Consider the following 13022-nt stretch of genomic DNA (forward strand, 5'->3'; position numbering starts at 1 on the left):
GCCTCGGCAGCGATCAACGTCGTTTCGCGCGCCGCCAGACGATCAGCCCCACCAGCAATGCTGCCATGCCGATCAACACCGCCCAGGCGATCCGATAGAGCTCGTCATAGCTGAGCAGGGGTTTTTCGACACGGATATACCCCTGCGTCCCTACCATCTGACGCAAGGCAGTGTTGGCGTCCTCGACGGTGACCTGAGTCAACTGCCGCGCCGGGCTGGCGAAGCGGCCGTCGGTATAGTCGGCCAGTGCTCCCCAATAGTAGTCGGCCAGCGCCACGTTGCCTTGCGCCGCCCAGGCTTGCCGGGCGATCGCAAGATTCTTCAGGCGCTTGAAGGTCTCCGCGTCCACACCGTTGTCGCGCAGACGCGCGATCATCTGCCCCATGACCAGGCCGGTCTGACCGATATCGGCTCGATCCACATCGGCGTTCAGGCTCAGCAGGCCGCTGTCGCCGTACGACTCGCGGGCCACCCAGGGTCCGTACGACAGGCCGTGGGCAAGCCGCAGTTCGCGGTAAAGCTCCCATTCCAGATACATCTGCAGCAGGTCCAGGGTAGCGGGATGCGCGGTTTCAAGCACCGGTTCGACGAAGTACAGATGAAGCTTGGCGTCCTCGCCCAGCCAACCGCGGGTCAGTTCAGCCTGCGGCTCGGCCGCATGGGTGACCGAACGCAGGTCCTGATGGTCGCTGGGTTCCACCGCATCCAGCGCACCCCAGGTACGCTCCAGATAGGCCGGTAGCAGCTTATCCAAGCCCCCTACCACGATCAGGCTCATGTTGTTCGGTGCGTACCAGTTTTGCCGGACATCACGCACCTGCGCCAGCGTCAGGTCGGCGACTTCGGCAGGTTGCGGACACTTGAGGCCTAACTCGATAGCCAACTGACTGCTGGCATCGCTGTCCCGAGCGGGCTTGTCGAGCAAGCGCTGCAGGTGGGAATGATGGCCGCCGTCTTCGTGCTCGATGATGCGCTTGGCGCTGGCCAGGGCTTTTTCGTCGATGGTGGTCCGAGTGACGGCAGCCAGCAGCAGGTCGAGTACCTTGCGCTGGTTGTGCGCTGGCGCTTCGATGACGAAGGTGGTGTCGGCACTGCTGGTGAACGCATTCCATTCCCCGCCCAGCGCCTGCATGCGTTCTTCGAGACCGCCTTCGCCGTGCTCGTCGATACCGCTGAACAGAAGATGCTCGAGCAGGTGGGGCAGTTCTTGATCAGTACAGGAGAAGTCGTCGAAACCGACGCCAACCACCAGGCGAATCGACACGTGGGCACGCTCGTCGCCAGGTTTGAGCAGCAGTTGCAGGCCGTTGGGCAACAGATACCCTTCGACCTGGAAGCGGTCCAGCGCCACGGCTTCACGGCCGGCGCACAACAGCGTCGCCGCCAGGAGCCACAGGCACAGCAGACGATGCTGTGTGCCGGGAGCGCTTTTCACCCGCTCGTGCATGAATCCCTTCCATTGAAATCGACCAAGTCAATGGAACAGACCCCCTGGCCGGTCAGTCGTTCATAGCACATTGCTGGCCACTACCGCACGCTGCCAGTGCAACGCGCGGCTTTCCAGGCTCAGGACTCTTCCTGGGACTCGCGACGCTTGCGAGCCATGGCAGTACGCATCTTGATGTTCACGGCTTCCACAGCCAACGAGAACGCCATGGCGAAATAGACGTAGCCCTTGGGTACATGCACGTCGAACGCTTCGGCGATCAGTACGGTACCGACCACCAACAGGAACGACAACGCCAGCATCTTCAGCGATGGATGCTGGTCGATGAAGCGACTGATGGTGCCCGAAGCGACCATCATCACCAATACCGCAACGACGATGGCAGCGACCATGACCGGTACATGGGACACCATGCCCACCGCGGTGATGACCGAGTCCAGCGAGAACACGATGTCGATGATGGCGATCTGGATAATGGTGTAGATGAAGTTGCCACCCTTGCCTGCAACCTCGTCACCGCCCTCTTCTTCGCCTTCCATGCCGTGGTAGATCTCTTGCGAGCTTTTCCACAACAGGAACAGACCACCGAAGAACAGAATCAGGTCACGTCCGGAGATACCCTGGCCGAACACTACGAACAGGTCGGCGGTCAGGCGCATGACCCAGGTGATCGAAAGCAGCAGCAGAATGCGCGTGACCATGGCCAGCGCCAGGCCGAAAATCCGTGTGCGTGCCTGCATGTGCTTGGGCATGCGGCTCACCAGAATCGAGATCATGATGATGTTGTCGATGCCCAGCACGATTTCAAGTGCCGTCAGGGTCAAGAAAGCAACCCAGATTTCCGGGTTGGTGAACCATTCCATGTGAAGTCCTTCGTGTTGAATGTCAGGGCGGCGCAAGGCCGGATGCTAAAGCGCCGCTACCATGGGGTAGCGGCGCGACGGCGTCCGGCCTGGCTCGCGAATAGAATTTATAGACTGCTGAACAGAGGAAAGATCCCCATTGCCAGCGCGGCGAACATTATGCACAGGCAAACCAGTACTGCCCACTTGAGGGTGAAGCGCTGGTGGTCACCGAACTCGATACCGGCCAGGGCAACCAGCAGGTAGGTAGAGGGTACCAGCGGGCTGAGCAGGTGTACGGGTTGTCCGACGATCGAGGCACGGGCCATTTCCACCGGCGAGATGCCGTAGTGCGCCGCGGCTTCGGCCAGTACCGGCAATACGCCGTAGTAGAAGGCATCGTTGGACATGAAGAAGGTGAACGGCATGCTGACCAGCGCGGTGATCACGGCCAGGTACGGGCCCATGGCATCCGGAATCACGGCCAGCAGGCTCTTGGACATGGCATCGACCATGCCGGTGCCGGTCAGGATGCCGGTGAAGATACCGGCGGCGAAGATCAATCCGACCACGGCCAGAACGCTGCCGGCGTGGGCTGCGACACGTTCCTTCTGTGCTTCCAGGCACGGGTAGTTGACGATCATGGCGATACTGAATGCGACCATGAACAGCACCGGCAGAGGCAGCAGGCCCATGATCAGGGTGATCATCAGCAGCAGGGTCAAGCCGCCGTTGAACCAGATCAGCTTGGGCCGGCGTGCGTCAGGGAACTGCGACACGCTGATTTCGCTGTGGTCGATCTCGTCACCGGGCAGGTGCAGCTCGCCCAGACGAACGCGCTCGCGCTTGCCGTACATGTAGGCAATCACCAGGATGGCGACAACACCGACCGCCATGGCTGGGATCATCGGCACGAAGATGTCCGAAGGGTCGACATGCAGGGCACTGGCAGCGCGCGCGGTCGGACCCCCCCACGGCGTCATGTTCATGACCCCGCCTGCCAGAATGATCAAACCGGCCATGATCCTTGGGCTCATGCCGATGCGCTGGTACAGCGGCAGCATGGCGGCAACGCAGATCATGTAGGTGGTCGCGCCGTCACCGTCCAGCGAAACGATCAACGCCAGTACGGCCGTGCCGACCGACACTTTCAGCGGGTCGCCCTTGACCAGCTTGAGGATCTTGCGCACTGCCGGGTCGAACAACCCCGAATCGATCATCAGGGCGAAATACAGGATGGCGAACATCAGCATCACGCCGGTCGGCGCAAGCTTGGTGATGCCCGCAAGCATCATCGGGCCGATTTCCGGTGCGAAACCACCGAACAGAGCGAACAGGATAGGCACGATGATCAAGGCGATCAGCGCAGAAAGGCGCTTGGTCATGATCAGGAACATGAACGTGATGACCATGGCAAAGCCAAGGAATGTCAGCATGGGAATACTCCAGGCACAGCGCGGCTAAAGACGAAGAACGAGAGGTTCAGCGAGGAATGGCAAGAGCCGGGAGTATGGGAAGGGTGGCACTGCGGGTAGGGATCATCAAGGACATCGGTTTCACCATTGTTGTTGTTCAAGAGGCCGAAAGCGCACCTGAGTGCTGCCATCTGGCCGGCCGGTCTTACGCCGGGGGTGAGTCGATCCTATGTCGGCAAGCTTTCAACAACCTTTCGCCATTCAAAACGATACAATTGTCCTTGTGGGAGCGGGCTCTGCCCGCGAATACTCGTGCCCCGCTCCAAAACAACACAGTCCCCCTGTGGGAGCGGGCTCTGCCCGCGAATGGCGCCCCCTCGATCTCAAGGCAATACCAACCCACCCGCCGCCTTGTGCAACTCGCGCAGGTGTTCCCCCACCTGCTTCAGATTCGCTTCACTGGCCGCAATCTCCGCAGCCCGCTCAGGGGTCAGCAGCGCCCTCACCTCCTTGTCCAAGTCGGTACTCAGGCGCTGCAACCGTTGCTGGCGCTGACTGCTTTCCGATTCCAGCCGCTGCCACTCCGCCGTCTGCGGCAACCCGTAGCCACCGTTGTCGAGCAGCTCCGCCGGCCGGCTGAGAAAACCACTGTTGGCCAGGATTTCCTGCAGCATCTGATTGGCATTGGCCACGCTGCCATCCCCCAACTCGCGGGCGCCCAGATAGCGTTGCTTGACCTCATCCTGCGCCAACAGCAACTGGCGCCGGTAACTGGCCTGCTCCAGCAGCAACAGCGCAGCACTGGTGCGCAGGTCAGCCTGGGCAAACCAGGGCCGTCGCTGCTGAGCGTCCTGCGCCAACCAATCCTCGACGGTTTGCTGAGGGATGGGCAGGTGCTTGCGCAGCACCTCGAACATGGCCTGGTAACGATCGCGATAGGAATCGAACCGATACCCCAGTCGCAATGCTTCACGCGGATCATCGAGCACACTGCCATCGGCCAGCCCGCGCCCTTCCAGCACCTCGAGCAAACCGTTGGGCAAGATACTGTCGATGCCCTGGAGCCTCGGATCATGGGTACCGCTACGCAGCAGCTTGAGGTTCTCCACTGCACAATTGTTGGACAGGAAGTAATAGCTGCCGTCGTAGCTCCAATGCATTTCCGCGGCATGCCGCACCAGCGACTCGATCTCGGCGCGGTCCAGCTTGAGCGGCACCGACGCCAGGCTGCGCAACTCGGTCTTGGTGTACTCGTCGATCACCTGGGACAGCGGCAACACGAACAGTCGCGACGGGTATTGCCCCATCAGACCGCCCCACGTGGACAGCTGCACATCATTGACGAATGCCCGGTAAGACAGCACCAGATGCTGCTCCAGATCCAGTCGGCAGTCCGGCCCCCGCGGGCGTCCCGGGGCGCAGATGACCAGGCGCAGCATGCTGTGCCCCCAACGGCTGGCGAGGTTCTGATTGGCTTCGGCAAGCAGGTAGTCCACCGCGTAGACACGTTGCGGATCGATCTTGCCCAAGGGCGTCTTGCCGAAGTCGCTGCCGGCATTCAGGTAAGGCAGGCCTTCGGCGCAGCTTTGCTGGCGCGCCGGCGCCCAGTTGAAACGCGCCTTGAAGTACTCGAACAATGCCGGCCGACGGCAGGCATAAGCCGGGTCGAGGAGAAAGTACTCCATGTTGACCGCGACGAATTCCTTCGGACTGCTGACTTCGTAGATGTCGGGACTGCGTACGATCTGACGGTTCTGCTCTTCGCGCTCGCCCCGGCGTCCGACGTATTGCTGCCAACCGGCCAGGTCCAGCAGGCGCGGGTCGTCGCTCAGGGTAAAGCGCCGCATACCCTGGCCACGGCACTCATCGGGCAAGCCAATCTTGCCAAGGCTGGCATTCTGACGGTTGCAGCGGTTGATCAGTGCACGGTCCGCAGGTGTCCACAGGCGCGCCCGATCATAGATATGCGTGAGTTCGTGCAGCACGGTGGCCAACAGCTCTTCGCGCACTGTGCCATGAGGACGGTCGGTCTGCCGCTGAGCGGAAGAGCCGTCGGCCAGCCCCTGCAATTGATTGAGGTTCAATTCCAGGCTGGATACCAGAGACGCTTGGCCATAGGCATTGTCGGGCATGCGCGATGACCAGCTGACGTCGATACGCCGGTCCAGCTGCGCGACGAACTGTGGTGGCAATGCGGCCATCGCATCGTCGAGCAGCGCCTGGCTGGCATCGGCCTGCCGGGCATCCAGCCCGCTGCGGTCAAGCACCAGCTGCAGGCTGGCAGAAGCCTGCGCAGCCGTCAGCAGAAGGCCTGCTGTCAGCAGCCAGCGGGCCAATCGCCTCACAGTGCGAGAATGGCTTCGGCAAGGTCCTGGTCACTGGCGGTGCGCGCCTGTGGAACGCGCTCACGCAGCGCATTGAAGGCGGCCTCCAGCTGCGCGCCACGGATGTTGCCCTGGCTGGCCACATAGCTGGCCGCGTCGTCCCGCGCTTCCAGGACCACCTTGGCGTCGCGGATCGAGGTCGTGGTGTCGGAAGTGAAATCGATCGACCGGCCAAATGCACGGACGATGATATTACTGGTGGCCACGACAGTTTGGGCCTGGGCCACATCGGCCAGCAGGAACAGGCCGAGGGTAGCGGCAATCAGCGGGGTACGCATGGAGCTTCTCCGTAATACGAGGTGTTTATTGGACGAGTATCGCCTGCGCCAGTTCAAGGTCGCCGGCAGCCATTCGAGGGTGCGCCTGGCGAATGACGGCCATGGCCGCTTCGAGCCGTGCGCCGCGGCATTGGCCGCCGCTGGCGACGAAGCAGGCGGCATCGTCCCGGGCAGACAGAATCAACTTGCGATCGAACGGTGCCGTGGTGACTTGGCTGGTCACATACAAGGTGATTACCGATGACTGCAGGCTCACATCGAAGGCCGCAGCCGACGACGCCCAGAGGGCAAGCAAGAATGGCAAATAACGCATCGGGCTTCAGGTGTCGAGCAATTGGGACGGCAAGGCTAGCCCAACGCCTGCGCGAGAGCCACCTCCGATGTCCGGCAGCCGGTAGCCTGCCGGTTCTTTCATCTGGAGCAGCACGCGCTGCAACGTATCAGATGGCAAGGATTGCCTGGGCCAGTTGGGTGTCGCTGGCTTGCATCTGAGGTGCAACCTTGCGGATGTGGGCAAAGGCACTTTCCAGCTTCACGCCGCGGATGTCGCCCTGGCTGGCCACGAAGCTTGCAGCGTCATCGCGCGCTTCACGGACGATCTTGTCGTCACGCAGCGAGGAAGACAGGTCGGACGTGGCGTTGGTCGACGCGTTGACCCCACGCACCAGCGCATCGGTGGTGACAACGAAGCTTGAAGCCTGTGCGCCACTGGCCAGAGCCAACAGTACGGCGGCACTGAGCAAATGATTACGGGTCATGATGAATCTCCAGGTCTGAACGAGGTTTGAGCGCAATAAAGCTTATTAGAGCGCCTGGAAGCCTCGGGCGCCAGCACTCCGACCACACCGGCAGCGCAATGACTCAACTGTTATGGTTATAAATTAATAACCAAAAACTGTACTTGTCCTGTTTCACGCAGGCGAAAAAAAACCCGTCAGCGTAGACCGCGACAGGTTTCTTGAATTCGGTGCTGGTTCGGCCTTCAGGCTCTGTTACCAGCGGGGCGTTGCATCAACGCCAGAACGGCTTGCTCAACTCTTCGCAACGCTGGGCTTCGCTGATACCGGCATCGGCCAGCAGACGAGCATCCAGACGAGCCAGTTGATGACGGCTGGCGATACGGCGCTGCCAGAGCATCAGGTTGGCGAAGAAGCGCAGAGGAGCCGAAGTTTGCGCGGTTTGGGTGTTGGCCTGGAACAGGTCGGAACTGAGGGTACGTTCCATGATGTACATCCTTCCGCTTGTGGCGGGGCTGAGTAGTGGTTTATCTGGTACCCATTTTCCACGCTCGCCGTCCATAACAGTAGGCACAGTTCACCTGTATTGTGTGCAGTCAGTTAGCTGTGAAACCAAACTGTCTCGCTCTCGAATGAGGCAACTGTATGGGTCTGCACCAATTTAATGCATTTATCGTCAATCCAGTGCTCTGGGGTGCCTCGATTCTCATTTCTTTACCAGTACAGTAGTACAGTTAAATTTATTCGCTGCGATCTCTGATCACGTTGCACAAAAGCTCAGTCGCTGCAGCCTGCAACTGTATGCGTGGGTGTGCAACCCGGTACTGATTTCACGTAGATCGGTGCGCCATTGCAGTGCCGAGCGCCTACGGGTCCGCAGTGCTCGTTCAGCTCTGCCAGCTGTTCTCCCTCCCTAAAGAAAAACCCCGCCATGGGGCGGGGGTTTTCAGTACGGCAGCCCATCAGGTGCGTGGGCTCGGAATGCTATTCCACGGCCTTTACCATGTCTTCGATGACCTTCTTCGCATCACCGAACACCATCATGGTCTTGTCCAGGTAGAACAACTCATTGTCCAGTCCCGCGTAGCCACTGGCCATCGAGCGCTTGTTGACGATGATGGTCTTGGCCTTGAACGCCTCCAGGATCGGCATGCCGGCGATGGGCGACTTCGGATCGTTCTTGGCGGCAGGATTGACCACGTCGTTGGCACCCAGCACCAGTACCACGTCTGCCTGACCAAATTCGGAATTGATATCGTCCATCTCGAAAACCTGGTCGTAAGGCACCTCGGCCTCGGCCAGCAGCACGTTCATGTGCCCCGGCATGCGCCCAGCCACCGGGTGGATCGCATATTTGACAGTCACTCCCGCGTGGGTCAGTTTTTCCGTCAGCTCTTTCAGCGCATGTTGCGCGCGGGCCACCGCCAGGCCGTAACCCGGCACGATGATCACGGTGTCGGCGTTGGTCAGCAGGAACGTGGCGTCATCCGCCGAGCCCGATCTCACCGGCCGCGCTTCCTTGGCGCCAGCCGGGCCTGCGTCTGCAACGGCACCGAAGCCTCCGCCGATGACATTGAAGAACGAACGGTTCATGGCCTTGCACATGATGTAGGAAAGAATTGCGCCGCTGGAGCCCACCAGCGAGCCGGCGATGATCAGCATCGAGTTGTTCAGCGAAAAGCCGATGCCGGCTGCCGCCCAGCCCGAATAGCTGTTGAGCATCGACACCACCACCGGCATGTCCGCGCCGCCGATCGGGATGATCAAGAGCACGCCCAGCACGAACGCCAGTGCCAGCATCAGGCCAAAAGCGGCATAGCTGCCGGTGAACATGAAGATCAAGCCACACAGCAAGGTGCCCAGACCCATCAGCAGGTTCAGCTTGTGCTGCCCGGAGAACTGCACGGGTGCACCCTGGAACAGGCGGAACTTGTATTTTCCGGACAGCTTGCCAAAGGCGATCACCGAACCGGAAAAAGTGATGGCGCCGATTGCCGCGCCGAGGAACAGCTCCAGGCGATTGCCGGTCGGGATCGGATCGCCCAGCTGCGCGACGATGCCCAGGGATTGCGGCTCGACCACGGCGGCAATGGCAATGAACACCGCCGCCAGCCCGATCATGCTGTGCATGAACGCCACCAGTTCCGGCATCTTGGTCATTTCCACGCGCTTGGCCATGATCGACCCGGCAGTACCGCCAACCAGCAACCCGACCAGCACGTAGCCGATCCCGGCGGTGGCCAGTTCTGCGCCCAGCTTGTAGATCAGACCGACGGTGGTGAGCACCGCCAGCGTCATGCCGAGCATGCCGAACAGATTGCCGCGCCGGGACGTGGTCGGATGGGACAAGCCTTTGAGCGCCTGGATGAAGCAGACCGATGCCACCAGATAAAGAAGCGTAACCAGGTTCATGCTCATTGTTTGGATGCCTCATCCTTCACTTTCGGTGCTTTCTTCTTGAACATCTCCAGCATCCGCCGGGTTACCAGGAACCCCCCGAATACGTTCACCGCGGCCAGCGCAACGGCCAGCGTACCCATGGTCTTGCCCAGTGGCGTCACGGTGAGCGCTGCGGCGAGCATGGCGCCGACGATGACGATGGCCGAAATGGCATTGGTCACGGCCATCAGCGGAGTATGCAGCGCGGGTGTCACGTTCCAGACCACGTGGTAGCCAACATAGATGGCCAGCACGAAAATGATCAGGTTGTAGATACCGTGGGAAATCAGCATGTCTTCCATTGTTATTGTCCTCAGCCGTTCTTGCGCACGATCTGGCCATCGCGGCACATCAAGCATGCGGCGACGATGTCGTCTTCCAGGTTGATGGTGAACTGCCCGTCCTTGTCGAACAGCAGCTTCATGAAGTCCAGCAGGTTGCGTGCATACAAGGCCGACGCATCGGCACCCACCTGCGCCGGAAGGTTGGTCGGGCCCACGATGGTCACGCCGTTGTGCACCACGATCTGATCGGCCACGGTCAGCGGGCAGTTGCCGCCCTGCAGCGCCGCCAGGTCGATGACCACCGAGCCTGGCTTCATCTGCGCCACCGTCTCGGCGCCAAGCAGCGTGGGTGCTTTGCGGCCGGGAATCAGCGCGGTAGTGATGACGATGTCAGCCTGCTTGGCGCGCTCGTGAACCGCTTGCGCCTGACGCCGCATCCAGCTGGCGGGCATGGGGCGGGCATAGCCGCCGGTACCGACGGCACATTCACGTTCTTCGTCGGTTTCGTACGGCACATCGAGAAACTTCGCGCCCAGCGATTCGATCTGCTCCTTGACTGCCGGGCGCACGTCGGAGGCCTCGATCACCGCGCCCAGGCGCTTGGCGGTGGCGATGGCCTGCAAGCCCGCAACGCCAGCGCCCAGAATCAGCACGCGAGCAGCTTTGACGGTACCGGCGGCAGTCATCAGCATCGGCATGAAGCGCGGATAGTGGTGCGCGGCCAGCAACACCGACTTGTACCCGGCAATGTTGGCTTGCGAAGACAGTACGTCCAGGCTCTGTGCGCGTGAAGTGCGCGGGGCCGCCTCAAGGGCAAAGGCGCTGACGCCTCGCGCGGCCATCTTGGCGATCACTTCGTTGTTGAACGGGTTGAGCATGCCCAGCAGCACTGTACCGGCAGCCATCTGCTGCAGCTCTGCGTCACTGGGCGCATTGACCTTGAGCACCAGTTGCGTGGCAAATGCCTGGGCAGCACTGCCAATGGTCGCGCCAGCGGCCTGGTAGGCATCGTCGGTCACGCTGGCGAGAACCCCCGCACCACGTTCAACCGTCACCGCATGGCCTTGAGCGACCAGCTTCTTGATGGTTTCCGGGGTAGCGGCTACACGTGTTTCGCCCTGCTGCGTTTCGAGAGGAACACCAATGTGCACGTTATATCTCCTGCTGGATCTTTTTCCTGGTCGTACCCAAGCCCTGGCCATGGCCATCGTGCCAGAGCGCCATCAGCGCGATACCGCCTGAGAGCGGCGGGCCGCGGCATTTTGCAGGCCCCGACGAGCGGCTTCAACAGGTTATGGAGCGATACACTCTGGGCACTACAAGTCACGCTGTGACCGAATGTCACAGCATTCCTGCTTCCGCCCTTCTAGTACGGGCGTTGCAGGCGCGGCTGGGCTTCTCGAAATATTTTGCGAAATATTTATCGGCTGCAGGCGATAGCGTGTCAAAAACCTGCCATATGCAGGCAGTTCAACGGCTGTAGCGGAAATACCGCGGTTTATCAAAGCTTTCAATAACGCGCCAGAAACGTACATCTGTAGGTTGCTACCGTTCGCCACTACCGATTTCCAGTCCATGTGGCAGGGGTTGGCGATAATCCTCTGCCTGCTGCATCAACCAGTCGCGAAATGTCCGCAGTGCCGCCAGCTCGCGATGCCTTTCTGGCACGGCAAGGTAGTAGGCCTTGCTACTGCGCAACTCGTGGGCATTGGCAACGACCAGGCTGCCCTCGCGCAACTCGCGCTGGATCAGGAACGGAGGAATGAGCGCCAGCCCCATCTCATGTACCGCCGCCTGGGCCAGCATGGAGAATAGTTCATAGCGCGGCCCACTGAGGTCGCGGGACACGTTCAGCTCAAGGCTGGCAAACCATTGCCGCCATGCATAGGGGCGTGTGCTTTGCTGCAACAGCGCAAGCTCGGCAATGCGTGTTGGCGCCAGCGCTGGCTGCCCCTGCAGCAGCGCCGGGCTGCATACCGGGACAGGATGCTCTTCCATCAGCCTGCTGGTCTGCGTCCCCGACCAATCACCATCACCGAAGTAGATCGCCGCATCGAAGTCGGTATCGGCGAACAGAAAGGGTCGAGTTCGGTTGGTCAGGTTGACCGTGATCTGCGGATGACGCCGCTGGAAGTCCTTCAGGCGTGGCAACAGCCACTGCGTACCGAAGGTCGGCACCACCGCCAACTCCAAGGTGCTGGCACCTTGCTGCCCCATCACCGCCAGTGTCTCGCGCTCGACAGCATCGAGCTGCGCGGCCACCCGGCGGCTGTAAGACAGCCCAGCCTCGGTTAGCTTCACGCCACGCTTCGAGCGCCGGAACAGGCGCACGTCGAGAAACTCCTCGAGGTTGGCAATCTGTCGACACACCGCGCCCTGAGTCAGGAACAGTTCCAGGGACGCCTTGGTAAAGCTCTCATGGCGTGCCGCCGCTTCGAAACAGATCAGTGCCGCCGTACTGGGAATTCGTCTACGCATGTAACTGTTCCTCACATCACTGCCGGCTATGTTGCCTGGCGCAGGTTCTTGAAGTGAGAAATTATCACAAGCTCATGCGTAATACTCCTTTGCTCACCAGCGCATGAGCACCTACCCTCGGGCTATACAGCTTTTCCGAGGACGCGCACATGGCAAGCTTCAACTGGATCGACCCACTGCTGCTGGACCAACAACTGACGCAGGAAGAGCGCATGGTGCGCGACTCTGCCGAGCAATACGCTCAAGGCAAGCTGATGCCGCGAGTGCTGGAGGCCTTTCGCCACGAAACCACCGACCCTGCCATCTTTCGCGAGATGGGCGAGATGGGTCTGCTCGGTGCGACCATCCCCGAAGAGTTCGGCGGCAGTGGCCTGAATTACGTGTGCTACGGCCTTATTGCCCGTGAGGTCGAGCGGGTGGACTCTGGCTATCGCTCGATGATGAGCGTGCAGTCGTCGTTGGTCATGGTGCCGATCAATGAATTCGGTACCCAGGCGCAAAAGCAGAAATACCTTCCCAAATTGGCCAGCGGTGAATGGATCGGCTGCTTCGGCCTGACCGAGCCCGACCATGGCTCGGATCCAGGGGCGATGGTCACGCGAGCGCGCAAGGTCGAAGGCGGCTACCGCATGAGCGGTAGCAAGATGTGGATCACCAACAGTCCGATTGCCGACGTATTCGTGGTGTGGGCCAAGGACGATGCGGGAGACATCCGCGG

Annotated in this window: 13 protein-coding genes (1 of these 13 running past the window's edge); 1 reads left to right on the top strand and 12 read right to left on the bottom strand. The window is 60.9% G+C overall.

Translation table 11 applies throughout. The annotated features are described in order from the left end of the window. Window positions 1-13: 13 nt before the first annotated feature. From ONG87_RS00420 to gcvA, 12 genes are all read right to left on the bottom strand, one after another. Window positions 14-1447: a pitrilysin family protein gene (locus ONG87_RS00420; RefSeq protein WP_264382013.1), complete on the bottom strand. Its 1434-nt coding sequence runs from the start codon at window positions 1445-1447 to the stop codon at window positions 14-16. A 119-nt stretch (window positions 1448-1566) separates the two neighbouring features. After that, on the bottom strand, window positions 1567-2310 hold the full coding sequence (locus ONG87_RS00425) for a TerC family protein (protein WP_122480112.1): 744 nt from the start codon (window positions 2308-2310) through the stop codon (window positions 1567-1569). A 107-nt stretch (window positions 2311-2417) separates the two neighbouring features. Further along, window positions 2418-3725 carry a CitMHS family transporter gene (locus ONG87_RS00430; protein WP_122480113.1) on the bottom strand — a complete coding sequence of 436 codons (1308 nt, stop codon included), beginning with the start codon at window positions 3723-3725 and terminating at the stop codon, window positions 2418-2420. A gap of 362 nt (window positions 3726-4087) precedes the next feature. Next, on the bottom strand, window positions 4088-6049 hold the full coding sequence (locus ONG87_RS00435) for a DUF4105 domain-containing protein (protein WP_264382014.1): 1962 nt from the start codon (window positions 6047-6049) through the stop codon (window positions 4088-4090). Continuing rightward, the gene (locus tag ONG87_RS00440; RefSeq protein ID WP_122480114.1) at window positions 6046-6366 is read right to left on the bottom strand and encodes a DUF2388 domain-containing protein; all 321 of its coding nucleotides are present in this window, start codon (window positions 6364-6366) and stop codon (window positions 6046-6048) included. Before ONG87_RS00440 ends, ONG87_RS00435 begins: the two co-directional genes overlap by 4 nt. Window positions 6367-6391: 25 nt before the next feature. Next, complete coding sequence (locus tag ONG87_RS00445; RefSeq protein WP_185794574.1) at window positions 6392-6679, bottom strand: DUF2388 domain-containing protein; 288 nt, start codon at window positions 6677-6679, stop codon at window positions 6392-6394. 127 nt (window positions 6680-6806) lie between these two features. Further along, window positions 6807-7124 (bottom strand): DUF2388 domain-containing protein, encoded by a 318-nt coding sequence (locus ONG87_RS00450; protein ID WP_192137781.1) that lies wholly within the window; start codon window positions 7122-7124, stop codon window positions 6807-6809. Between the two features lie 253 nt (window positions 7125-7377). Then, the gene (locus ONG87_RS00455; protein ID WP_122714881.1) at window positions 7378-7590 is read right to left on the bottom strand and encodes a DUF1127 domain-containing protein; all 213 of its coding nucleotides are present in this window, start codon (window positions 7588-7590) and stop codon (window positions 7378-7380) included. Between the two features lie 497 nt (window positions 7591-8087). Next, window positions 8088-9521 carry an NAD(P)(+) transhydrogenase (Re/Si-specific) subunit beta gene (locus ONG87_RS00460; protein ID WP_122714882.1) on the bottom strand — a complete coding sequence of 478 codons (1434 nt, stop codon included), beginning with the start codon at window positions 9519-9521 and terminating at the stop codon, window positions 8088-8090. Next, window positions 9518-9844: an NAD(P) transhydrogenase subunit alpha gene (locus ONG87_RS00465; RefSeq protein WP_043191874.1), complete on the bottom strand. Its 327-nt coding sequence runs from the start codon at window positions 9842-9844 to the stop codon at window positions 9518-9520. The genes ONG87_RS00460 and ONG87_RS00465 overlap by 4 nt, the downstream gene beginning before the upstream one ends. An 11-nt stretch (window positions 9845-9855) precedes the next feature. After that, window positions 9856-10977, bottom strand: a complete 1122-nt coding sequence (locus ONG87_RS00470) for a Re/Si-specific NAD(P)(+) transhydrogenase subunit alpha (RefSeq protein WP_264382015.1) — start codon at window positions 10975-10977, stop codon at window positions 9856-9858. Between the two features lie 394 nt (window positions 10978-11371). Beyond that, complete coding sequence (gene gcvA, locus ONG87_RS00475; RefSeq protein ID WP_264382016.1) at window positions 11372-12304, bottom strand: transcriptional regulator GcvA; 933 nt, start codon at window positions 12302-12304, stop codon at window positions 11372-11374. Between the two features lie 149 nt (window positions 12305-12453). Between gcvA and ONG87_RS00480 the strand changes: the two genes are divergently transcribed. Further along, window positions 12454-13022, top strand: partial view of an acyl-CoA dehydrogenase gene (locus ONG87_RS00480; RefSeq protein WP_185794571.1) — the 5' end (the start) only. Its footprint extends 604 nt past the window's final position; the window shows 569 of its 1173 coding nt (coding positions 1-569); it begins with the start codon at window positions 12454-12456; its stop codon lies off the right edge, out of view.

This window comes from Pseudomonas sp. MM227 (genome assembly GCF_947090715.1).
GTDB classification, from domain to species: domain Bacteria; phylum Pseudomonadota; class Gammaproteobacteria; order Pseudomonadales; family Pseudomonadaceae; genus Aquipseudomonas; species Aquipseudomonas baltica.